The sequence below is a fragment of the Paraprevotella sp. genome (assembly GCF_986071375.1).
Map to the genome: position 1 here is coordinate 54,857 of NZ_CFQRNQ010000017.1, position 23,376 is coordinate 78,232.

Sequence of the window (23,376 nt, forward strand, 5' to 3'; positions counted from 1 at the left end):
CGTTTGCAGCCAGATGAAAAATCATTTGGCGTAGAATGAAAATCCGTTTGGCGCAGTATGGAAAAACGAATATAAAAGGAATAAGGCGAACCCGCAGGTTCGCCTTATCCGTTGTTTGTTTGAAAGAAGTATTTAATAGAAGTTGTTTATGCTTCGGCAGGAGTTTCTGTGGTTCCTTCTGCGGGAGCATCAGCAGGAGCTTGTGCAGCTTCAGCTTCAGCCTTTGCGGCAGCCTCGGCAGCTTTCTTCTCTGCTACTTTCTTAGCGATCTCTTCATTGACTTTCTTCTCGGCTTGCAGGCGTGCTTCAGCGGCAGCCTTCTTTTCAGCGGCTTTCTTGGCCTCGAAAGCTTCTAAGCCCTTCTGCTTGTCGTTTTTCCAAGCTTCGAATTTTGCTTGTGCGGCAGCTTCATCAAAAGCACCCTTCTTCACACCGCCACGGAGGTGTTTCATCATGTAGACACCTTCTTTTGACAGGATGTTGCGAACCGTGTCGGTAGGCTGTGCACCTACTTCCACCCAATAAAGAGCGCGATCGAATTTCAAATCTACAGTGGCGGGATTGGTGTTCGGGTTGTACGTACCAATCTTTTCTGTAAACTTACCATCACGTGGTGCTCTTACGTCTGCAATAACGATGCTGTAGAAGGCGTAGCCCTTACGTCCGTTACGCTGCAATCTAATTTTTGTTGCCATAATTAATGTTTTGTTTTTAATATAGGTTTGAAATATGCCGTTAACTCGTAACGGCGGCGCAAAGTTACACTTTTTCTCCGACTTGCCAAAGGTTACCCCTTGTTTTTTAGGCGTTTTTTCTCTTCTCCGTCATTTCTTGATGCGCATGCTCGCTTTTATCATATATATGATAAGGAGAACATACATCAGCAGGGAGAGCCATTCGCTGGCCGGATTGGCCCACCAAGCGGAATAGTCGAATGAGATTCCTCCGAAACGCAGGGCTGCGCTGACTACGCCCATCAAGGCTCCTCCGGCAATGAATCCGGAAGCGATGAGCGTGCCTTTCTCGCCCCGTTCCTTGTTGGTTTGCTCTTTGTTGCTCCGTGTGGTGACATACCAGTTGATGAGGCCACCGACCAACAACGGCAAGTTCAGTTCGAGCGGAATGAACATGCCCAAAGCGAAAGCAAGGGCCGAAACATTGAAAAGTGTGAGCAGGATGGCGATGGCCGCACCGATGCCGTAAAGCAGCCAGGGGGCACCCGCACCGCTCATCAGCGGTTCGATGACGGCAGCCATGGCATTGGCTTGAGGTGCGGCAAGTTGTCCGCTTGTGAATCCGTAAGTGTCGTTCAATATCATGATGACTCCGGCCACTGTGGCGGCAGACACAAGGGTACCTAAGAACTTGAACGTCTCTTGTTTCTTGGGTGTGCTACCCAACCAGTAGCCTATTTTCAAGTCGGTGATAAAGCTTCCGGCCGTAGAGAGCGCAGTGCAGACCACGCCGCCCATAATCAGTGCAGCCACCATGCCTGCCGGGCCTTTCAGGCCGACGCCCACCATGATGACAGAAGCCAGGATGAGGGTCATCAGCGTCATGCCGGACACGGGGTTGCTGCCGACAATCGCAATGGCGTTGGCCGCGACCGTAGTGAAGAGGAAGGCAATGACGGCTACGAGAATCACACCGGTGAGCGTGAAGAGCAGGTTGCCTTCCATGACCCCGAAATAGAAAAATAAAAGGATGGCTATCAAAGTCAGGAGGGAGCCGATAGCTATGATTTTCATAGGCAAATCCTTTTGTGTCCGGGGAACGGTCGTGTCGCTCTTCCCCTTGCCCTTCATTTCTTGTGCAGCCAGACCCACAGCCCCCATGATGATTTTGCGGCTTTTGAAAATGCCGATGATACCGGCCATGGCGATACCGCCGATACCGATGCTTTTGGCATATTGGAAGATTTGTTCGGCACTGGCTTGGGAGGCTGTGACGGAAGAACTGCCGGCACTCACGACGAGGTCGGGGAACAACCATGAAATGGCCGGAACGATGACCCACCATACGGCCACGGAACCGCAACAAATGATGAGGGCGTATTTCAAGCCCACGATGTATCCCATGCCTAGCACGGCCGCCCCCGTATTGATTTTAAAGACGAGTTTGGTCTTGTCCGCCAACACTTGCCCCCATTCCAGACAACGTGACGTGACGCTCTCGTTCCACCAACCTACGGTGGCGATGATGAAATCGTAAATGCCGCCTACGACTCCGGCCACGAGGAGCGGTAAAGCCTGGTTGCCACCTTTTTCCCCGGAAACCAATACCTGCGTGGAGGCCGTGGCTTCGGGAAAAGGATATTTGCCGTGCATGTCTTTCACGAAATACTTGCGGAAAGGGATGAGGAAAAGGATGCCCAAGACTCCTCCCAACACGGAGGCGACGAACACTTCCATGAAGTTCACCGTCATTTCCGGATATTTGTCTTGCAGGATATAGAGGGCGGGCAAGGTGAATATGGCTCCGGCCACAATCATGCCGGAACATGCCCCGATGCTCTGGATGATGACGTTCTCTCCCAACGCCCCTTTCCGGTGGGTGGCTCCCGTCACGCCTATCGCGATAATCGTGATGGGGATGGCCGCTTCGAACACTTGTCCTACTTTCAGTCCTAAATAGGCTGATGCCGCCGAAAAGATTACGGCCATGAGCATGCCCCACAATACCGACCATACCGTCACTTCCTTATACGTGTGGTCTGGTGACATCAGAGGTGCGTACTGTTCGCCTTTTTTGAGTTCCCGGAAGGCGTTTTCCGGCACTCCCGTCTGTTGCTTTGCGTTTTCCATTCAATCGTTGTTTTTATGAAATTTTATAATTGGAAGCAAAGATATATATTTCATGGCAGAATGCACTTTCTTCTTTTGTAGAAATTCTTTAAATAGTTTAATTTATAATGTGAATCCCTCGCTATTCACTAATTTTGCAGTTCAATTTAAAAGAAATCGCATGCTGCTGAAGCTTTATCATAGATACGTATCGTTGTTTTTAGTCTTGATGTGCTTTGTCCCGCATTCCCTGAATGCACAGGTTCGGGGACGGGTGACGGATGCCGACACGGGAGAACCTATCCCGGCGGTCAATGTGTACTACGGAAAACAAAAGACCGTGGGAACCACAACCAATGACAAAGGCAGGTATACATTGCAAGCACCGGATAAAGGGGACACCCTTGTGTTTTCTTATGTCGGTTACCAGACATATAAGATATATATAAAGGCCGGAGAGAGAAAGACACTGAATGTCAAGCTTCAGGATTTGGACAGGGAGTTGTCGGAATTATTGGTGAAACCGAAAAAAAGACGGTATAGCCGAAAAGACAATCCGGCGGTGGAGTTAATGCGGAAAGTGATAGCGGCCAAAGAAAAAAGTGATTTGAAACAGAACGACTATTACCGTTATGACAAGTATCAGCGTATCACATTCGGCTTCAACAATATCACGCAACATTTCATCGACAGCAGCTTTTTGCGCAAATTCCCCTTGTTGGTCAAACAGGTGGAATACTGTCCGCAGACCCAAACCAACATACTTCCCCTGACCTATAACGAGACTTCGTCGGAACATATATACAGGAAACAGCCGGAGGCGGAACGGAATTTTATCCGGGGAACAAATTCGGAGGGGGTGAACGAGCTGTTCGCTACGGGGGACATCGTGAACGTAGTCCTTCAGCGTTTCTTCGCCGACGTGAACATTTATGATAATTCGATCAATCTTTTGGAACGTTACTTCACCAGTCCCTTATCTTCTACCAATGCCATATCTTTCTATCAGTATTACATCATGGATACTCTGGACGTGGAAGGAGACAAGTGTATCGAATTGAGCTTCATTCCCCAAAATCCGCAGGACTTCGGTTTCTCGGGACGGTTATGGGTTTTGGACGACGGGACTTATCAGGTGAAACGTTGTCTGGTCAACCTGCCGCTCCGTTCAAGTGTGAACTTTATCAGCAATTTAGTGATAGAACAGGATTTCTCCACGCTCCCGAACGGCCAACGGGTATTGGTGAAGGACAATATGATTGCAGAACTGGGCGCATTGAAGAAATACCATAATATGATGGTCAAACGTACCACGGCTTATACAGGGTTCGACTTTGCCCCCATTTCCAGTGAGAGGTTCGACCAACGCGAACAGCCAAGGGAAGGTACACCGGTCATCAAAGACGAAAACTTCTGGGCACAGCACCGGACGGACACACTGACCCGTTCGGAAGCCGGCATGTCCACCATGGTACAGGATATGACCCGAAAAAAAGGCTTCGGTTGGATTATCTGGATTGTACGTGCCTTCGTGGAAAACTACGTGGAAACTTCGCCTCCGGGAAAAAAGAATTATGTGGATTTCGGACCAGTCAACACGGTCGTCTCGTCCAATTTCATAGACAAGGTGCGTTTCCGGGCCAGTGCGCAGACCACGGCCAATCTGAGTCCTCATCTCTTCCTGAAGGGATATGCTGCATACGGCGTACGGGACAAGAAATGGAAATATGAGGGAGAAGTGGAATATTCGTTCTTAAAAAAACAATATTCGCCGGAAGAGTTCCCGCGAAACTCGATAGCTGTCTCTACCCGTTATGACGTAATGGCTCCCTCCGATGCCATGTTACCTACGGACAAAGATAACGTGTTCACGTCGCTCAAGACGCAGACTATTGACCAAATGTCTTATTTCCGCCAATACAACATACGTTACGTGTATGAGTTCGACAATCATTTCGGGATTACGGCACAGTTGCGCCATATCACTCAAAACCCGACAGGCACGCTGTTCTATCGTACGGTAAGCGGGCAAACGGTGCCGGAACTGACGCAAAGCGAGGCGACGCTGAGTTTGCGTTACGCGCCGGGCGAAAAGGTGGTGGTCACGAAACAGAGGCGTCATCCGGTCAACCATAATTATCCTATTTACACGTTGATGCATACGACCGGGTTCAAAGATGTTTTGGGAGGGGACTATGCTTCCAACTACACGGAACTGTCGGTGACAAAGCGTTTTTGGCTGAACTCATGCGGGCGCATTGATATTTACGGCCGTGCGGGAGCGCAATGGAACAGGGTGCCGTTCCCGTTGTTGATTACGCCTGCGGCGAATAATTCGTATATCATACAGCGTGGCATGTTCAATATGATCAACAACATGGAGTTCATGAACGACCGTTTCGTTTCGTTGGACGTGCAATGGGATTTGAGCGGCAAGCTGTTCAACCGGATTCCCTTGCTCAAGCATCTGAAATGGCGTGAGGTGATAGGTTTCAAGACGCTTTACGGCACGTTGACGGACAAGAACAATCCGTTTAAACAAGGGAACCAAAGCGATTTGTTCGAGTTCCCGTCACGAAACGGACAACCGACCAGTTTCGTAATGGGGGATACTCCCTACATGGAACTGAATGTGGGCATTCACAATATCTTCAAGATACTTCGTGTAGACTACGTGCGCCGGTTGAATTATCTGAACGCACCCAATGCCAAGAAGAACGGCGTGAGATTTGTATTGCAGTTTGACTTTTAAGGAGGATTTGATATGGCAGCACCTTTGGCAGAAAGATTACGTCCGCAAACGTTGGACGATTACATCGGGCAAAAACATCTGGTCGGTCCGGATGCCGTTTTACGTAAGATGATAGATTCCGGACGGATTTCCTCATTTATTTTGTGGGGACCTCCGGGTGTGGGCAAAACGACCTTGGCGCAAATCATTGCCCATAAGCTCGAAACGCCGTTTTACACGCTGAGCGCGGTAACAAGCGGTGTGAAGGATGTCCGGGAAGTGATAGAAAAGGCACGGAACAATCGTTTTTTCACCCAGGCTAGTCCGATTCTTTTCATTGATGAAATCCATCGTTTCAGTAAATCCCAACAGGATTCCCTTCTGGGAGCCGTGGAGCAGGGGACAGTCACGTTGATTGGGGCCACGACGGAAAATCCGTCTTTCGAGGTCATACGCCCGCTTTTGTCCCGTTGCCAGTTATATGTCTTGAAAAGCCTTACGAAAGATGACCTGATGGAGTTGCTGCACAAGGCGGTGGAAAGAGATATCATACTGAAAACGAAACATATCGAATTTCGCGAAACGGATGCCATGCTCCGATATAGCGGAGGAGACGCCCGCAAGCTGCTGAATATCCTTGAACTGGTGGTAGAGGCTGACGGAACGGACCAAGTGGTTATCACGGATGCTGTCGTAGCCGAAAGGCTTCAGCAAAACCCATTGGCATACGATAAGGGGGGAGAATTGCACTATGACATCATATCGGCTTTCATCAAAAGTATTCGGGGAAGCGACCCTGATGCCGCTCTGTATTGGTTGGCACGAATGATAGAAGGTGGGGAAGACCCCTCGTTTATCGCGCGGCGACTGGTCATTTCCGCTAGTGAAGACATAGGTTTGGCCAATCCGAATGCACTGCTTTTAGCCAATGCCGCTTTTGAAGCAGTCATGAAGATAGGATGGCCGGAAGGGCGTATCCCTTTGGCCGAGGCTACGGTCTATTTGGCAACCAGTCCGAAAAGCAACTCGGCTTATAAGGGTATCAATGATGCCTTGCAGCTCGTACGGCAAACCGGGAATTTGCCGGTGCCGTTGCACTTGCGCAATGCGCCTACCCGGCTTATGGAAGAGTTGGGATATGGTAAAGACTATAAGTATGCGCATGACTATCAGGGGCATTTCGTGGAACAGCAATTTTTACCCGACGACATTCGTGACAAAAGGATTTGGCATGCCCAAGGGAATGCGGCGGAAACCAAATTGCAGGAACGGATGCTGCATTTATGGAAAGACCGCTATAAATGATTTTTTGATGGAAGAATATCCTGCACAAATGCCGGTTTTGCATTAATTTTGCTAACTTTGTCTTTTCATTCTTAAATTGTTAAATAGAAAACGCTACAAATACAGATGAAAAGCGATATAGAAATTGCCCGCGAGTGCCGATTGAAGCCGATTGAAGACATTGCCCGCCAAGTACAGGTTCCTGTGGATGAATTGGAACATTATGGGAAATACATTGCCAAAGTACCGGAATCGCTGATTGACGAGAAAAAAGTAGAAAATAGTAATTTGATTTTGGTTACGGCCATTACTCCCACGAAAGCCGGTATAGGCAAGACTACCGTTTCGGTCGGTTTGGCTTTAGGACTTAGCTACATTGGGAAAAAAAACATCGTGGCTTTGAGGGAACCTTCTCTCGGTCCGTGTTTCGGTTTGAAAGGCGGTGCGGCAGGAGGCGGTTACGCCCAGATATTGCCGATGGACAAAATCAATTTGCATTTCACAGGGGATTTCCATGCCGTTACTTCGGCCCATAATATGATTGCCGCTTTGTTGGACAACTATATCTATCAGCATCGGGATGAAGGCTTTGCCATGAAAGAAATTTTATGGAAACGCGTGTTGGACATTAACGACCGGAACTTGCGTTATGTCGTAACCGGACTGGGAGCCAAGACGAACGGGGTCACGATGGAAAGCGGTTTCGATATTACTCCGGCATCCGAAATCATGGCGATTCTTTGCTTGTCGAAAGACGAACATGACCTGCGCCGCAGAATCGAGAACATATTATTGGGTACTACAATCGAGGGAAAACCGTTCCGTGTAAAAGACATGGGAGTGGCCGGAGCAATATGCGTGCTTTTAAAAGACGCCTTACATCCCAATTTGGTGCAAACCACGGAAAACACACCGGCTATCGTGCACGGAGGCCCTTTTGCCAACATCGCACACGGATGCAACTCCATATTGGCCACCAAACTGGCTATGACGTACGCAGATTATGTGGTGACGGAGGCCGGTTTCGGGGCTGATTTGGGAGCGGAAAAGTTTTTCAACATCAAATGCCGGAAATCTGGGCTAAATCCCAAGCTCACCATAATAGTCGCTACAACCCAAGGTCTGAAAATGCACGGCGGGGTAGCGTTGGAAGATATTAAAAAGCCTCATTCGGAAGGGTTGAAGAAAGGATTTGAGAATCTGGACAAGCATATCAGGAACATGCAGGCCTTCGGGCAGACCGTAGTGGTTTGTTTCAACCGTTATGCGACGGATGTGGATTCGGAAATAGACTTATGCCGCAAGCATTGTGAGGATATGGGAGTAGGCTTTGCCGTGAATAATGCTTTCTCGGAAGGTGGAAAGGGAGCTGTGGAGTTGGCCGAGCTTGTGGTTGAAACTATTGCCTGTCACCCATCCCGTCCGGTCGTGTTCTCCTATGCCGACTGTGATAATATCGAGACTAAAGCGGAAAATGTAGTTCGTCAAGTGTATGGAGCCGACGGGGTCGTTTTCTCGGCCGCAGCCCGTAAAATGTTGGAAAGAGTACGTCAGTTAGGTATAGAAAATTATCCAGTTTGCATAGCCAAGACGCAATATTCATTTTCCGCAGATGCCCATGCATACGGAGTGCCGCACGGATTTAAAGTGCAAATACGGGATATTGTAGTCAATTGCGGAGCTGAAATGATTGTGCTGATAGCCGGAGATATATTGAGAATGCCCGGATTGCCGAAATCTCCCCAGGCGGAACGCATTGATTTAATCGACGGAAGAATAGAAGGGCTTTCTTGACATATTTAGGTGAACACCACGGGCCTGGTTTATAGGGTATATGAGAAAGCCTACGTTTGGTATAACAGGAAGAAAGAATCTTTCGGCTATATGCGTGTCTGTCATATTAGGATTATGTATAGGAGCCGGATGTCATTGGTATGCCTCTTCCCGTCCGGACATGACAAGAGTAGGGAAAGTAGATTCCCTGAATACTAAAGCTTGTTTGGTGCGCTACGTCCATCCGGACAGTGCGTTACTGTTTGCCCGGAAGGCAGCCCGCATGGCACGGAATTACGCAGACGGACGAAGTGAGGCCTTAAACCATCAAATGTTCATTTGCTTTTTGCGAATGGACTTTGGTGGGTGTATGGAGCTATATAATCGGATTCAGCAGTCCACCAGTAACCAGATAGAATTGTTGGTGAGCGAAGTGAATATGATGATAATATGCCAACGGGCTGCACAAAACCGTTTGTTCTTCGATTATTATAACCGTGCGCTTGAAAGAATCCAACGCATCAGGGAAGAGTATGATGAAGTGAAAGGCCGTAATAAAGAACGGTTGGACTACGCCATGACAGAATTCAGTTTGACCACGGCTACCAACTACATCAATCTGATGCAAGAGCAAAAGGCTGAGAAGGAACTTTCGGCAATTGATACGGATGGCTATATACGTCGGAATAAGGCTTTACTTATTTACTTTTATTACCTGAACGGTTTGATTTGCCAAAATCGTTTGGATCTGGGAAAAGAGCGTGTAGTGGATGCTTTCGATTATTTCTATCTGGCTTACTCATATTCCGAACGTATGGGTAACATTTATTTTTCCTCCATGTTGGAACAAGTCTTATCGGAGATGTTTGCCCAACCGAAAAACTATGATATCATCAAGACCTACCGTAAAGTAGAATTGGATTATTTGTACAATTCGTTAGTTACGGAGGAACTTGGAGAGGGTGGATTCCCGGTATCCCTGCGCCTTTCTACGGCATTAGCCCAAAAGGCATTGTCCAATGCCGGACAATGTGGAAATCTGTTGCTTAAGATTAACGGATTCCGCGTGTTGGGAAATACCATGTTTGCCAAGGGTGAATATTATAGGGCTTTGAATTGCTTCGAGACGGCTTTGTCCTATTTGAATCTTCATCACCAAATTTATTATCCGGAAGACAAAGAACGATTGTTGACGTCTTTTGAAAGCCGAAAAGACTCGGCAGTAGACATGTTATGGTCGAAAGACAATGAAATACAAACCGTTCCGGGCTATTTGACCTACATCCGGGAACGTTTAAGTGCGACCTACAGTGCGTTGGGGGACAGACAGAAATCAGATTACAACCGAAATCTGTATTTGGACTTGATGGATTTTACTCGTCAAGACAAATCTATAGAAAGTCGCGTAGACATGATAGCGCATGACAACAAGATATTGAATGCCCTTTTGGGGATTATTATTCTGCTGTCTCTCGTTTTTGGCTTTTTCCTCTTTTTATATGCACGCAAATGGAAACTGCGGAATGCGAAACAGTATTCTTTATTGAAAGATATGTCCGCATGGTTCATGGAGGTGGCTTTCACCAAATCTGAAGAAAGTCTGGAAGAAGCATTCAATGTCTATCCTTGGATAAAAAAGGAAAAGCGAATCCTACATGAAATCCTCCGTCCCTATATCAAATGGACGGAAAAGAACCGTATCTTGTCCGACCAAATGGACAAGGAACGGATGCAGTTTCGTGAAGAATATCTGCAAAACGAAAGACAAATAGCCATCGACAAAAGGAAAAACATATCCAAACGGGCAAAAGTTTCTTTGGTACACTCCATCATGCCTTTCATCGACCGTATTTTGTATGTGGTACGCAGGATGGAAAGTAAAAATCAATATGACCAGAGAGCTTTAACCTATCTAAGTGAACTTGCAGACGAAATCAACAGCTATAATGACGTACTCACCGAATGGATTCGTATGAACCGGGGCGAGTTGGAACTGGCAATAGAAAGTTTCCCACTACAGGACTTATTCAAGTTACTGGATAGAGGCCAGTATAATTTCAAACGGAAGGGTGTTGGCTTTTTTGTGGAACCAACGGAAGCATGGGTAAAAGCAGACCGTGCCCTTACCTTTTTCATGCTCAACACTCTGACAGACAATGCACGTAAATTCACACCTTCGGGAGGGCAAGTCACAGTATGCGCAACAGAATTGGCAGACGCTGTGGATATTAAGGTCTCAGATACAGGATGTGGACTTACGGAGTCTGAAATAGCACTGATTCTATCTTCAAAAATCTATGATGCCCAACAGATTGGTGTCAATTCTTCGACTGTACGTCCTGAAAAAGGAAGCGGTTTCGGCTTGTTGAATTGCAAAGGTATTATCGAAAAGTACAAGAAGTCGGGAGACATTTTCAAGGTATGCCGTTTCCATATTGAAAGCGAGGAAAATAAAGGCAGTTGCTTTTCTTTTCGCTTACCTAAAGGAATAAGGCGAAAGGGCATGATGGTGCTGGCGTTTATTTTTTATTTACTCACTTGCGGTCAGTATATGTATGCTGTTCGGCCCGACATTGGCAATGTTCCTCCTCACGAGGAGGCAGACATGAATTACGGAGAGCTTAAATGGGCAGTATTTTATGCCGATTCGGTCTATTTTGCCAATGTTCATGGCGATTACGACCGCAGTATGCAGTATGCCGATTCCACCTTTAAATATATCAACCGTTATTATGAAGACATCTTGCCGGAAGAATGCGTAAGCCGACAACTGACTGCTACGGGAAACGGTATGGAAGAACTTGAATGGTTATCTTTAGGAGTGAAGGCCGATTACTTTCTGATTATGGGATTTCGAAATGAAATGGCCATTGCGACATTGGCGTTACATGATTGGGAAAAATATGAGTTCAACAACAGGCAGTTCACACATTTATATAAACTGTTGACCAAAGACGATTCTTTGGAGGAGTTTTACATCCGGCAGCGTGACACACAGAAAAACTTGTCGGTCAGTCTGGTTTTATTGGTCTTCATGCTCTTTATTTTTTCCGTCCTGATATACATTGTTTATTTTCGTCGGCGAATTCTGTTCCGTTTCAGCGTGATGCAGGTTCTTGAAACCAATCATGCCATGCTGAATGTCATTGAAATGTGTACACGTCCGGGACGTACGGACGATTTGGTATCTCAACTCCTGTCAGTCGTGTTGTCCAAGCTTAAAGAATTACATGAAATAAATAGCGTACGGTTGTTGCTATATCGGGGAAAAGGGGAAAAAGTCGGAACGTTTTTACAAGGGGAGGAAGACTATGGAGTATTGGCAGATTCTCTGCTTAGTCAGGCTTATGAAACGGAAAATGTCGTTTTTGATGAAATATCCAACACACAGATTTACCCCTTGCTTCTTCGCCTGAAGGAGAATGAACGTCTCTGCATCGGGTCTGTAGCAGTCAACTATGGGACTTACCGGATGCAAAAAGAAGATTTCATTTTTGAGAATTATATCGTAAACTATCTGGCTATTTTACTGTATGAAGCGGTCATACAGCGGGGGCAAGACCTGGAAAATGTGGAAACTGCAGAGAACGAGAAACAACGTTCTTTGTACGAAAGAACACGTATCAAAGTACAGAATCAGATTCTGGATAACTGCCTTTCCACCATTAAACACGAATCGATGTATTATCCCAGTCGCATGAAACAAATCATATGGAAACTGGAAGAACATGAGGAACATCATGATTTGAAGACGTCCATTCACTCATTAAGGGAGCTTGCCGAATATTACAAAGAAATATATACTCTGCTGTGCGCACAGGCTGATCGGCAGATTGACTCCGAATACTTTAAATGCGAGAAACTTTCTCCGCACATCATCGGAAAAGAGTGGATGAAGGCAATGGAAGCTTGGAGGAAGAGAAAGGCTTATGGCCTTCACCTGTCTTTTGTCGATGATTTGCAGGAAAATATTTTTATGAACGTGGATGCTACATTGGTGCGCTTCATGTTAGATACCTTGACGAAGGAATGGGCAAACCGGTTGGCTGAACGGGAGAAAGAAGGGAGTTTGACGCTTCGTGTATCGGAAGACGATGATTTTGTCCGTTTTACGTTGCTGTCTTCAGTTCGGATTTATGAAGCGGAAGAAGCCATAAGGATATTCCAACCGGATGTCAAGCATTATCCCTACCTGTTGTGCAAGGAAATCGTTCGAGAACATGATAAACTAAATAATTTTTGCGGTTGCCGTATCAATATCGAGACAGATTCCGGATGCAGTATATGGTTTACCGTACCTAAATATAGATGAAATGGGAATGGATTCTTTTAAAATCATTATTGTCGAAGACGTTAAACTGGAGTTAAAGGGAACAGAAGAAATCATTCGTACGGAACTCCCGGAAGCCAAAATCATCGGAACAGCAATGAATGAAAGCGAATTTTGGTGCTTGATTAAGAAAGGAGTACCGGATTTGCTGTTATTAGACTTGGGACTGGGCGGCTCCACGACTATCGGAGTGGACATTTGCAGGCAAGTCCGGTTGGCCTATCCGGAATTACGTATCCTGATTTTCACGGGAGAAATACTGAACGAACGGCTGTGGGCCGACGTATTGAAAGCCGGAGCAAACGGCATTATCCTGAAAACAGGTGAACTGCTCACGCGTAACGATGTGCGACAAGTAATGGATGGCCGCAATTTTGTTTTCAACGAACCAATTCTGGAAAAGATTGTCAGCCGCTTTATGAAATCTGTGGAATCGGAACGTTTACATAAAGATGCACTCATCCATTATGAAATCGATGAATATGACGAACGTTTCCTTCGCCATCTGGCATTAGGTTATACAAAAGAAATGATAACCAACTTACGCGGAATGCCTTTCGGCGTGAAGAGTTTGGAAAAAAGACAAAACGATTTGATTTCACGCCTATTCGATACTGGCGAAAGAGGGGGTATCAATGCCACCCGTTTGGTTGTGAAAGCATTACAATTACATATCATAGACTTAGAACATTTGGAGCCGGATGAGGAATAGGTTCATGATACATCGGAAAGGACACAGTGTGGCTTCCGCACTGTTGTTCATTTTGCTGATTGCCCATCTGCTTCTGCCTCCATTGGCATGGTTGGGAAGTGCCGCAGGGTTTCCTTTGGGCAACTTGTTTTCCAGCGAGGGAGTACGGTGGTATTATCTTCATATTCAAGATTGTTACCGTTCTCCGTTCATGGCCGTAGTCTTTCCTGTGGTTTTGGTGCTTGGAGCGATAGAGCGTTCCGGCTTGTTTGGAATCATTAAGGATTCTATTAGCAAAGGCGTGCCGTTTCTCACTTACCGGCAACGTAAGGCTTGCCTTATGGCCGGTACATTCTTATTATTGTATCTGGCCGGAATGCTGCTTCTGTTGCTCGGTCCGCATGCCATATTGCTCAGTGTGACGGGGCATCTCTATCCGTCTCCTTTTGTTTCCGGTATTTTGCAAACCATGTCTTTAGGTTTTGTCCTGACTTCGTTGTTATACGCTGTCCTAAGCTTTCATTTGCGAGGTTGGGAGGAATGCCTGTCTGTACTGTATTGGGGGATCCAACGTTATGATGTATGGATTCTCATTTCCATGTTGGCCGTGCAGCTTTACAATGCTTTATGCTATGTATGGAACGGTGCTTAAAATGGATGGAATGGATAGTTTTCAAGGCTCAAAGAAGCGTTATTCTTGGGCATTCAGGCGAAAATGCCTACTTTTGTGTAAGTATTAGAAAAAAACATGGCAAAAGATTTTTTGGAAAGGATAGAGGAAGAACTCAACGAAGAACAGCGCCGGGCCGTTTGTTACGACAAAGGTCCTTCATTAGTAATAGCAGGTGCTGGTTCGGGCAAGACACGCGTGTTGACCTACAAGATAGCTTATTTGTTGGAACAAGGATATAAACCATGGAATATCCTGGCATTGACGTTCACCAATAAGGCTGCAAGGGAAATGAAGGAACGTATTGCCCGGTTGGTAGGCCATGAGCTTGCAGCCGGATTATGGATGGGAACGTTCCACTCCGTCTTTTCCCGTATCTTACGGAAGGAAGCCGATGAAATCGGGTTTTCTTCCCATTTTACCATCTACGACCAAGCCGATTCGCGAAATCTGATAAAGACCGTTATACGTGAAATGGGGCTTGATGACAAGACCTATAAACCGGCAACCATAGCAGCCCATATTTCCAATGCCAAAAACCGTTTAATATTGCCGGAAGCCTATTTGTCTGACAATGCTGTGCGAATGGCAGACCAGGCGGCCAAAATTCCGATGACGGGAGAAATCTACCTTCGCTACATGTCCCGTCTCCGACAAGCCGACGTAATGGACTTCGATGATTTGTTGCTCTATACTTATATTTTGCTAAAAGAGCATCCTGAGGTTTGCGGGAGATATGCAGACAAATTCGATTTCGTTTTGGTGGATGAGTATCAGGACACGAATTATGCCCAACACTGTATCGTATGGGAGTTGACTCAGAAGAAACAACAAGTGTGCGTGGTGGGCGACGATGCGCAAAGCATTTATAGTTTTCGTGGAGCAAATATTGATAACATTCTTAATTTCACGCAGAAATATAACAATGCGAAGTTGTTTAAGTTGGAGCAGAACTACCGTTCTACAAAGACTATCGTTTCGGCTGCCAACAGTTTGATAAGCCATAACGACCGACAGATACCAAAAGACGTTTTCAGCGACAAGGAGAAAGGTTCGCCCCTTCATGTGTATTCCGCTTACAGTGATATAGAGGAGGCTGAAATCGTGGTAAACCAAATCGCAGCATTGCGGAGAAAAGAAAAAATGGAATATGATGGTTTTGCCATTCTTTACCGTACCAACGCGCAGAGCCGTACTTTTGAAGAGGCTTTGCGCAAACGGGGTATGCCTTATCGGATTTACGGAGGACTTTCGTTTTACCAACGAAAGGAAATAAAAGATGTGATAGCCTATTGCCGTTTGGCCGTAAATCCCCATGACGAGGAGGCTTTCAAACGGGTCATCAATTATCCGGCACGAGGGATTGGCCAGACCACGGTGGATAAGATTGTATCCGTAGCTTCCACAGACGGGGTCAGCTTGTGGGAAGTGGTGTCTCGTCCCGAGGAGCATTCCTTACCCGTAAATAAGGGCACGATGGGTAAATTGAAGTCATTCACGGATATTATCTCCGGTTTCATCGAGAAAACAGAGCAGATGGATGCCGTCTTCCTCACACAGGAAATCATCCGTGAGAGCGGTATAATGAGAGAGATTTTTCAAGATATGAGTCCGGAAGGAATGAGCCGTCAGGAAAATGTGCAGGAACTGTTGAATGGCGTACAGGAATTCGTCTCCAGACGTTTGGAGGAAGGGCAAAGTACCGGACTCAGCGATTTTCTACAGGAAGTATCATTATTGAGCGATTTGGACGAAGACGAAAGTGACGAACAACACAAAGTGACATTGATGACGATTCACTCGGCCAAAGGGTTGGAGTTCCCTGTGGTATTTATCGTTGGAATGGAAGAAAATCTATTCCCAAGTCCGATGGCGGGAAACAGCCAACGTGCATTGGAAGAAGAACGTCGTCTTTTTTATGTGGCTATTACCCGTGCCGAACGTTATTGTTATCTAAGTTTTGCCCGCAGCCGTTATCGTTTCGGTAAAACGGAATTCAGTAACCCGAGTCGTTTTCTGCATGACATAGACCCACGATATGTGGAAATGGATGCTCAAGACGGGTTTTCGTTCGGACAGACAAGGAGAAGGAAATTTGCGAGTGAGCGAGCGCAGACCGAACTCCGCTCGAGTCTGCCGAGTGTGAGCAAATTATGCAAGTATGAAGACGAAGATGATTACGGTACATCTTATCGGGAACGGCATCACCGCGCTTACGGAGAAGGTGTCGGGGCAAGTTCTCCTATAGTAGCAAAAGTTTCCGGTTTGAAACCTTTGGGAAGCGTAAACCGACAAGCTCTTATGCGAGATGCAAAATGCGGCGGCGCAGGGCTTACCGTTGTTCCGTCGCCATCCGCATCAGCTAAGGATAACAGTGAGCTACGGGCAGGCATGCGGATTGAACACGAACGTTTCGGTTTGGGGGTGGTGAAAGCTGTTGAAGGCAGCGGAGAAAACACCAAAGCTACCGTGGAGTTTCAAAATACGGGCACCAAGCAATTACTGTTGAGATTTGCCCGTTTTAAAGTGGTGGAGTAGTGCTTTCCGTAAATCGGGTATTTTTGTCTGTAAATCGGGTATGGGGAGTCTGAGTGGGATGCCGTAACTTTACCCTCAAAAAAGACAAGACATGATCACAAAAGTATTTGCATTTTTAGTATGCAGTATCTTAACCACAAATGTTATGGCACAAAAGAAAATCGTACAGACAGCCGGGCGTGACCAGCTTGGTGAGTTCGCTCCTGAATTTGCACGTCTTAATGACGATGTGCTCTTTGGGGAGGTGTGGAGTAGAAATGACTTATTGAGTTTGCGTGACCGTAGTTTGGTTACGATTACTTCGTTAGTCAGTCAGGGTATGACAGATTCTTCGCTCACTTATCATTTGCAAACGGCAAAAGCAAATGGAATTACTCGTACTGAAATATCCGAGATTATCACCCATATTGCATTTTATGCCGGATGGCCGAAAGCATGGGCGGCTTTCCGTCAGGCTAAAGATGTGTGGGCAGAAGATGAAACGGCTGTCGATGCACGGGCGGCATTTCAGAAAGAGATGATTTTTCCTATCGGAGAGCCTAATACGGCGTATGCACCGTATTTCACGGGACGCAGTTACATCGCCCGTATTTCAGATTCACAGATTCCCTTTTCTAATGTCACTTTTGAACCCCGGTGCCGCAATAACTGGCATATCCATAGGGCTACAAAAGGAGGAGGACAGATGCTCGTGGGGGTCGCCGGACGAGGATGGTATCAAGAAGAAGGCAAATCTGCTCAGGAGATACTTCCGGGCACGGTCATCCACATTCCGGCTAATGTGAAACATTGGCATGGTGCTGCAGCCGACAGTTGGTTTGCTCACCTTGCTTTTGAAATACTTGGCGAAAATACATCGAATGAATGGCTTGAGCCGGTAACAGACAAGGAATACGACCAATTGAGATAAAACAAAAACACTCCGTAAACCTGAAGCTTACGGGGTGTTCTCCTATTTGTGCCGGTGAGCGGGGAAGCAAGTTACTTGGTATCCGTATAACCGTCTGATTTCAGCAGTTCCACTATACGCTGCTTCCATTCCCCTTGGATGATGATTTCACCGTCCTTCACGGCACCGCCTACGCCGCACTTCGTCTTCAGCATCCGCCCCAGTTCTTTTAAGTCGGCCTCTGCACCGACGAAGCCTTTCACCACGGTGACCGCTTTTCCACCGCGATTCTTGCGTTCGATACCCACTCTCAGTTTCTGTCGGTTTTTGGGAGGCGTGTCAGCTTCCTCTTCCTCGCTGCTATCGAATGCGAAATCAGGGTTGGTGGAATACACCATCCCCAATCTCGATTTCCAGTCGTTGTCCCTTGCCGACATGGCTTAATCCTCCATCAGTTTCCGGTAACGGATGCGTTTCGGCTCTTCCAGTCCGAGACGTTTCATCTTGTTGCTTTCGTATTCCGAGTAACTGCCCTCGAAGAAGAACACATTGCCATCGCCCTCGAAAGCAAGAATGTGTGTACAGATACGGTCGAGGAACCAACGGTCGTGGCTGATGACCACGGCGCAACCGGCAAATTCCTCCAGACCTTCCTCTAAAGCCCGTAGCGTATTCACGTCGATGTCGTTCGTCGGCTCATCGAGTAGCAATACGTTGCCCTCTTCTTTCAGCGCCATGGCCAAATGCAAACGGTTACGCTCACCTCCGGAAAGTACGCCGCATTTCTTTTCTTGGTCTGCTCCGGAGAAATTGAACCGGCTCAGGTAGGCACGGACATTGATGTCGCGGTTTCCCATACGTATCAGTTCGTTACCGCCGCTCATGACTTCATACACGCTCTTTTCCGGAGAAATATCCTTGTGCGTCTGGTCTACGTAAGCTAATTTGACGGTTTCACCGACTTCGAACGTACCGCCATCCGCATGTTCCAACCCCATAATCAAACGGAAAAGCGTAGTCTTGCCCGCACCGTTGGGGCCGATGACCCCCACGATACCGTTGGGCGGAAGCATGAAATTCAGGTCGTTGAATAATACTTTGTCGCCAAAAGCTTTCTGCACGTGCTGTGCTTCGATAACCTTGTTACCCAAGCGCGGACCGTTCGGAATGAAGATTTCCAACTTTTCCTCTTTCTCTTTCTGGTCCTCGTTAAGCAATTTGTCGTATGAGTTCAGGCGGGCCTTACCCTTGGCCTGCCGTGCCTTCGGTGCCATACGCACCCATTCCAATTCGCGTTCCAGAGTCTTCCGACGTTTGCTGGCTGTCTTTTCCTCCTGTTCCATGCGTTTGGTTTTCTGTTCCAACCAAGAGGAATAGTTGCCCTTCCAAGGAATACCTTCACCGCGGTCAAGCTCCAGAATCCATCCGGCCACGTCATCCAAGAAATAACGGTCGTGCGTCACGGCAATAACCGTGCCTTCGTACTGGTTCAAATGCTGCTCCAACCAGTCGATGCTTTCAGCATCCAAATGGTTGGTCGGCTCGTCGAGCAGCAATACGTCCGGCTTCTGCAGCAAGAGGCGGCAAAGTGCCACGCGTCGACGTTCTCCTCCCGAAAGGTTTTCCACCGGTTGGTCGGCAGGCGGACAGCGCAAGGCATCCATGGCACGTTCCAGTTTGCTGTCTAAGTTCCAGGCATCCGTGGCGTCGATGATGTCCTGCAGTTCCCCCTGGCGGGCAAACAAGGCATTCATCTTATCTTCATCCTCATAATATTCCGGAAGACCGAATTTCTGGTTGATTTCTTCATATTCCGTCAGGGCATCCACGATAGGCTGTACACCCTCCATGACCACTTCCTTCACGGTTTTGGACGGATCCAACTGCGGTTCCTGAGGCAGATACCCCACGCTGTACCCCGGCGAGAATACCACTTCGCCTTGGAAATCCTTGTCCAGTCCTGCGATAATTTTCATCAAGGTGGATTTTCCGGAACCGTTTAAACCGATGATGCCGATTTTAGCCCCATAGAAGAAACTCAGGTAGATGTTCTTCAATACTTGTTTGTTGGTCTGGCGGATGGTCTTACTCACGCCGACCATGGAGAAAATGATTTTCTTGTCGTCTACTGTTGCCATAAGTTGTTTTTGTTTTTATGGAGTTAAATGAATAATCCGATGGAAAGCAATGCCCCGAACAGGAAGATGTTGCGTGCTGTTTCGCCTAACACCCCGTTCAGTTCCCGGCCTCGCTTAAGCCCCGTCATACGTCTCCAAGTGACGGTATGCGGTATGAGATAACACACCGGAAGGAGGGCTGCCACAGGTTTCCCTGCTAACCACATCGTCTGGCAAAGTCCCACAGCCGCAATGCCGAGCCAAAGATAAAGATTTTCTGAGGCTTTTTCGCCTATTCGTACGACTAAAGTGATTTTTCCGCCAACTTTGTCGTTGTCGCGGTCACGATAGTTGTTCACCACGAGCAAACAGTCTATCGCCAGACCGCAGGCCAAAGACAACGCCCATACCTCGGGCACGACCGTACCGCTCTGCAGATAGTACGTGGCACCTACCGGGATGAGACCGAAAAACACCAGTACGAGCAGGTCGCCCAACCCGAGGCGGGCCATACAGGTGGTATAAAGAAAACAGAACACCACGCAGCACACACCGACGAGCACCATCGTCCATCCGCCGTACCACACCAACGGCAAGCCGGTGAGGCAGGAGAGGAGCGTAGTGCAAATGATTCCCCGGCGCATGGCAGGCAATGTAATCCAACCTTCGGCACAGGCGCGTTTCGGACCAAGACGCTTCTCGTCGTCCAACCCTTTCTGGAAATCGTAATAATCATTGATGAAATTGGCATCGATTTGCATGAGGAATGCAAAAAGGAAGCACAATAAGGCCGGAACCGGACGGAAGAATCCGTCGTTCCAAGCAGCCGAAACCCCAATCATGACCGGCACGGCCGCTCCCGTCAAGGTCTTGGGACGTGCGGCCAACATCCATGCATGCGGTGAGTTCGTAGAGATATGAGACATATTTGCCATGGGTTAAGAATCACTATGATTTTTCTCTTCGGGGATTTCTCCTTTTGGGAACCGTTCGATGGTTGCTGTGGCTAGACCGGCCTTCGGACCGTCGTCTGCCCTCCAAGTCATAACATGCATTTTCTTTTTTGTTCCATTCCACCGGACGTGTACGGTCGAAAAGCTTGTCAGCCAAGTCCGTTCTTCCGATGCGACGCAGTTCCGCTTTTATTTTTGGCTGTTCTTCCGGCTTGTACCAGAAGAAGAACATCCGTTGTGCCAGTTTCTCGCGAGGCGATTTCGCGCTATATACCGGTTCGAGCGTATAAGGATGGTAGCCTGTGGCCCAAGCCTCAGTGCTCACGGTCATGGGAGTGGGCGTAAAGTCTTGCACCTGTTCCAGTTGGAAGTCCATCCTTTTCGTCAGCACGGCCAACTCCGCCATGTCTTCTTCCGTGCAACCCGGATGGCTACTGATGAAGTAAGGGATGATTTGTTGGCGCAGCCCGGCTTCCCGGTTAATTCGATCGAATATGTCCTTAAACTCCCCAAATAGCCGGAAAGAGGGTTTACGCATCAGCTCAAGCACACGCTCCGACGTGTGTTCCGGAGCAACCTTCAGCCGGCCGCTTACATGACGCGTAATCAGTTCACGGGTGTATTCGGCATTCACTTGGTTGATACGTGCGTCTTTTGCATCATGCAAAAGCAAGTCGTAACGCACCCCGCTGCCGATATAGCTCCGCTTGATGCCGGGCAAAGCGTCTACGGCATGGTAAATGTCCAACAAAGCCGTGTGGTCGGTATTCAGGTTCGGGCATATTTCCGGATGGATGCACGACGGGCGCTTGCACCTCTCGCACGCCTTCAGGTTTTTCCCCTTCATGCCGTACATGTTGGCCGAAGGGCCGCCCAAATCTGAAAGGTTGCCTTTGAAATCGGGCATCTCCGTGATTTGCCTTACTTCTTTGAGGATGCTTTCCTTGCTGCGGTTGACGATGAACTTGCCTTGATGGGCAGAAATCGTGCAGAACGCACATCCTCCGAAACATCCCCGGTGCAGGTTCACCGAAAACTTGATCATCTCGTACGCCGGGATGCGCTTTCCCTTGTATTTGGGATGGGGCAGGCGGGTGTAGGGCAAATCGAACGAATGGTCTATTTCATCCTGCGTCATCGGCGGATAGGGTGGATTGACCACTACATACCGTCTGCCGGTGGGTTGGATGATGCGCTGCGCGTGGTATTTGTTGCTTTCTTCCTCAATATGCCGGAAATTTTCGGCCTGCGCCTTCATGTCTTTCAGACAGGTCTCGTGGGCGTGTAGGATGAGGTCGTCGGGAACGATTCCGCCGGGAATATCCTCCTTATTATATATAGATACCGTTTGGGGAATGCAATGCCCATGCGTAATCACGTCGCGGAAAGTCTTCATGCCGACGCGGGCCGTACCGTCCTCCGCGTAATCCAGATGGGCATTTCCGTCTTCTATGGCCATCTGCAGATGGTTTGAAATTTCCACCACCGCCTTTTCTCCCATACCATATATAATCATGTCGGCTCCGCTGTCGCATAAGATGGACGGGCGGAACCGTTCCTGCCAATAATCATAATGCGTCAGGCGGCGTAGAGAGGCTTCTATCCCCCCCAGTATGACCGGCACATCGGGATAAAGCTGTTTCAGGATCTGGCTATACACTATCGTGGGGTATTCCGGACGAAGGTCGTGCCGCCCGTCCGGCGAATATGCGTCCTCGCTCCGCAGGCGGCGGTTGGCCGTGTATTTGTTCACCATCGAATCCATGCAACCTGGAGCCACACCGAACCACAGGCGCGGCCGTCCCAGTTTCTTGAAATCGCGGAAATCACCGTGCCAGTCCGGTTGGGGAACAATCGCCACCCGGTAGCCTTCGGCCTCCAAAATGCGCCCGATGACAGCTGCACCGAACGATGGATGATCCACGTAAGCGTCTCCGGAAAACAAGATAACGTCCACATCATCCCATCCCCGCAACTCCATTTCTTTTTTGGTCGTGGGGAGCCAGTCAGTCAAACGGAAATCTTTCATCAAGGTCTCCTTTTCCTTTATTCTTCCAATATGTTTGCTTGTTCTATCTCTTGATGCGTTTTCAACCAGTTTACGTATAATTTGACTAACTGGTTCAATCCGAACGCCTTCATGTTGTCATGGAAAAGCACGCCTTGGCACAAATCGACAAGGTCTGCCTTGTCCGGTTCAGCCTCTATCAGGGCACGGACGTTCAGGCGCAGTTTCTCCAACACCATCTCGTCAATGATGCCGCTACTGTCCACCAACTGTTGGAAAAGCCCGTATCTTTCAATCGTTTTGAGATTCTCGTCGGTGACGAACATCTGACGTGAACCTTTGGCATTGGTCTGTATCTCGTACATATTCTTCTATTTTTAGACATTACGGTACAAAGATAGTGAAAGGCGAGCGCAGTTCCAAGCCAAAAGCTTGCTTTTGAACGAAAGACTGCCGAGCCGCATCCTATCTTCGTGAAACAAAGATAGTGAAAGGCGAGCGCAGAGGCAAATGAAAATGTTTTTTTCTGATTGGGCTTAGATTGATTTTCGCATCTCCTTAGTGTGATTTTCGGGCAAGGGACGGTTGCTCTCTTAGGAAGAGATAAAC

The 23,376-nt window shown here is 47.8% G+C and carries 15 protein-coding genes; 8 read left to right on the plus strand and 7 right to left on the minus strand.

The window, feature by feature from the left end; genetic code table 11:
- Positions 1-146: 146 nt before the first annotated feature.
- On the minus strand, positions 147-695 hold the full coding sequence (locus AC5RDV_RS09980) for a 30S ribosomal protein S16 (RefSeq protein WP_008630351.1): 549 nt from the start codon (positions 693-695) through the stop codon (positions 147-149).
- Positions 696-824: 129 nt separating this feature from the next.
- Positions 825-2,804 (minus strand): OPT family oligopeptide transporter, encoded by a 1,980-nt coding sequence (locus AC5RDV_RS09985; protein WP_276788618.1) that lies wholly within the window; start codon positions 2,802-2,804, stop codon positions 825-827.
- 160 nt (positions 2,805-2,964) lie between these two features.
- Here AC5RDV_RS09985 and AC5RDV_RS09990 point away from each other — a divergent pair, with 160 nt between their 5' ends.
- The 8 genes from AC5RDV_RS09990 to AC5RDV_RS10025 all read left to right on the plus strand — a co-directional run bounded on the left by AC5RDV_RS09990 (position 2,965) and on the right by AC5RDV_RS10025 (position 17,710).
- Positions 2,965-5,535: a DUF5686 and carboxypeptidase-like regulatory domain-containing protein gene (locus AC5RDV_RS09990; protein ID WP_130892840.1), complete on the plus strand. Its 2,571-nt coding sequence runs from the start codon at positions 2,965-2,967 to the stop codon at positions 5,533-5,535.
- A gap of 12 nt (positions 5,536-5,547) precedes the next feature.
- Positions 5,548-6,819, plus strand: a complete 1,272-nt coding sequence (locus AC5RDV_RS09995; protein ID WP_008630356.1) for a replication-associated recombination protein A — start codon at positions 5,548-5,550, stop codon at positions 6,817-6,819.
- 105 nt (positions 6,820-6,924) lie between these two features.
- Complete coding sequence (locus AC5RDV_RS10000; RefSeq protein WP_008630359.1) at positions 6,925-8,592, plus strand: formate--tetrahydrofolate ligase; 1,668 nt, start codon at positions 6,925-6,927, stop codon at positions 8,590-8,592.
- 40 nt (positions 8,593-8,632) lie between these two features.
- Complete coding sequence (locus tag AC5RDV_RS10005) at positions 8,633-12,883, plus strand: DUF5112 domain-containing protein (protein ID WP_282747794.1); 4,251 nt, start codon at positions 8,633-8,635, stop codon at positions 12,881-12,883.
- A gap of 1 nt (position 12,884) precedes the next feature.
- Positions 12,885-13,613, plus strand: coding sequence for a DUF5932 domain-containing protein (locus AC5RDV_RS10010; RefSeq protein WP_008630363.1), 729 nt, complete (start codon positions 12,885-12,887; stop codon positions 13,611-13,613).
- 4 nt (positions 13,614-13,617) lie between these two features.
- Positions 13,618-14,244 (plus strand): AbgT family transporter, encoded by a 627-nt coding sequence (locus AC5RDV_RS10015; protein ID WP_253271134.1) that lies wholly within the window; start codon positions 13,618-13,620, stop codon positions 14,242-14,244.
- A 96-nt stretch (positions 14,245-14,340) separates the two neighbouring features.
- The gene (locus tag AC5RDV_RS10020) at positions 14,341-16,800 is read left to right on the plus strand and encodes an ATP-dependent helicase (protein ID WP_282747793.1); all 2,460 of its coding nucleotides are present in this window, start codon (positions 14,341-14,343) and stop codon (positions 16,798-16,800) included.
- A gap of 91 nt (positions 16,801-16,891) precedes the next feature.
- A complete protein-coding gene (locus AC5RDV_RS10025) occupies positions 16,892-17,710 on the plus strand; it encodes a carboxymuconolactone decarboxylase family protein (protein WP_276788638.1) in 819 nt (272 codons plus the stop codon).
- Positions 17,711-17,781: 71 nt separating this feature from the next.
- Here AC5RDV_RS10025 and AC5RDV_RS10030 read toward each other — a convergent pair whose 3' ends face one another.
- Genes AC5RDV_RS10030 through AC5RDV_RS10050 form a run of 5 tightly spaced genes read right to left on the minus strand, consistent with a single transcriptional unit; the run spans position 17,782 to position 23,132 of the window.
- On the minus strand, positions 17,782-18,126 hold the full coding sequence (locus AC5RDV_RS10030; protein WP_282747792.1) for a translation initiation factor: 345 nt from the start codon (positions 18,124-18,126) through the stop codon (positions 17,782-17,784).
- 3 nt (positions 18,127-18,129) lie between these two features.
- Positions 18,130-19,827, minus strand: coding sequence for an energy-dependent translational throttle protein EttA (ettA, locus tag AC5RDV_RS10035; RefSeq protein ID WP_130892843.1), 1,698 nt, complete (start codon positions 19,825-19,827; stop codon positions 18,130-18,132).
- Between the two features lie 23 nt (positions 19,828-19,850).
- Positions 19,851-20,732: a 1,4-dihydroxy-2-naphthoate octaprenyltransferase gene (menA, locus tag AC5RDV_RS10040; RefSeq protein WP_415957997.1), complete on the minus strand. Its 882-nt coding sequence runs from the start codon at positions 20,730-20,732 to the stop codon at positions 19,851-19,853.
- A gap of 22 nt (positions 20,733-20,754) precedes the next feature.
- The gene (locus tag AC5RDV_RS10045) at positions 20,755-22,788 is read right to left on the minus strand and encodes a YgiQ family radical SAM protein (protein ID WP_282747790.1); all 2,034 of its coding nucleotides are present in this window, start codon (positions 22,786-22,788) and stop codon (positions 20,755-20,757) included.
- A gap of 17 nt (positions 22,789-22,805) precedes the next feature.
- Entirely contained in the window at positions 22,806-23,132 is a 327-nt protein-coding gene (locus AC5RDV_RS10050; protein WP_008630378.1) for a DUF8442 family protein, read from the minus strand.
- Positions 23,133-23,376: the final 244 nt, after the last annotated feature.

Excerpts from the sequence above, each read along its gene's own strand:
- AC5RDV_RS09980 (WP_008630351.1), bottom strand. The coding sequence starts at position 695 with ATGGCAACAAAAATTAGATTGCAGCGTAACGGACGTAAGGGCTACGCC.
- AC5RDV_RS09985 (WP_276788618.1), bottom strand. The coding sequence starts at position 2,804 with ATGGAAAACGCAAAGCAACAGACGGGAGTGCCGGAAAACGCCTTCCGG.
- AC5RDV_RS09990 (WP_130892840.1), top strand. The coding sequence starts at position 2,965 with ATGCTGCTGAAGCTTTATCATAGATACGTATCGTTGTTTTTAGTCTTG.
- AC5RDV_RS09995 (WP_008630356.1), top strand. The coding sequence starts at position 5,548 with ATGGCAGCACCTTTGGCAGAAAGATTACGTCCGCAAACGTTGGACGAT.
- AC5RDV_RS10000 (WP_008630359.1), top strand. The coding sequence starts at position 6,925 with ATGAAAAGCGATATAGAAATTGCCCGCGAGTGCCGATTGAAGCCGATT.
- AC5RDV_RS10005 (WP_282747794.1), top strand. The coding sequence starts at position 8,633 with ATGAGAAAGCCTACGTTTGGTATAACAGGAAGAAAGAATCTTTCGGCT.
- AC5RDV_RS10010 (WP_008630363.1), top strand. The coding sequence starts at position 12,885 with ATGGGAATGGATTCTTTTAAAATCATTATTGTCGAAGACGTTAAACTG.
- AC5RDV_RS10015 (WP_253271134.1), top strand. The coding sequence starts at position 13,618 with ATGATACATCGGAAAGGACACAGTGTGGCTTCCGCACTGTTGTTCATT.
- AC5RDV_RS10020 (WP_282747793.1), top strand. The coding sequence starts at position 14,341 with ATGGCAAAAGATTTTTTGGAAAGGATAGAGGAAGAACTCAACGAAGAA.
- AC5RDV_RS10025 (WP_276788638.1), top strand. The coding sequence starts at position 16,892 with ATGATCACAAAAGTATTTGCATTTTTAGTATGCAGTATCTTAACCACA.
- AC5RDV_RS10030 (WP_282747792.1), bottom strand. The coding sequence starts at position 18,126 with ATGTCGGCAAGGGACAACGACTGGAAATCGAGATTGGGGATGGTGTAT.
- ettA (WP_130892843.1), bottom strand. The coding sequence starts at position 19,827 with ATGGCAACAGTAGACGACAAGAAAATCATTTTCTCCATGGTCGGCGTG.
- menA (WP_415957997.1), bottom strand. The coding sequence starts at position 20,732 with ATGTCTCATATCTCTACGAACTCACCGCATGCATGGATGTTGGCCGCA.
- AC5RDV_RS10045 (WP_282747790.1), bottom strand. The coding sequence starts at position 22,788 with ATGAAAGATTTCCGTTTGACTGACTGGCTCCCCACGACCAAAAAAGAA.
- AC5RDV_RS10050 (WP_008630378.1), bottom strand. The coding sequence starts at position 23,132 with ATGTACGAGATACAGACCAATGCCAAAGGTTCACGTCAGATGTTCGTC.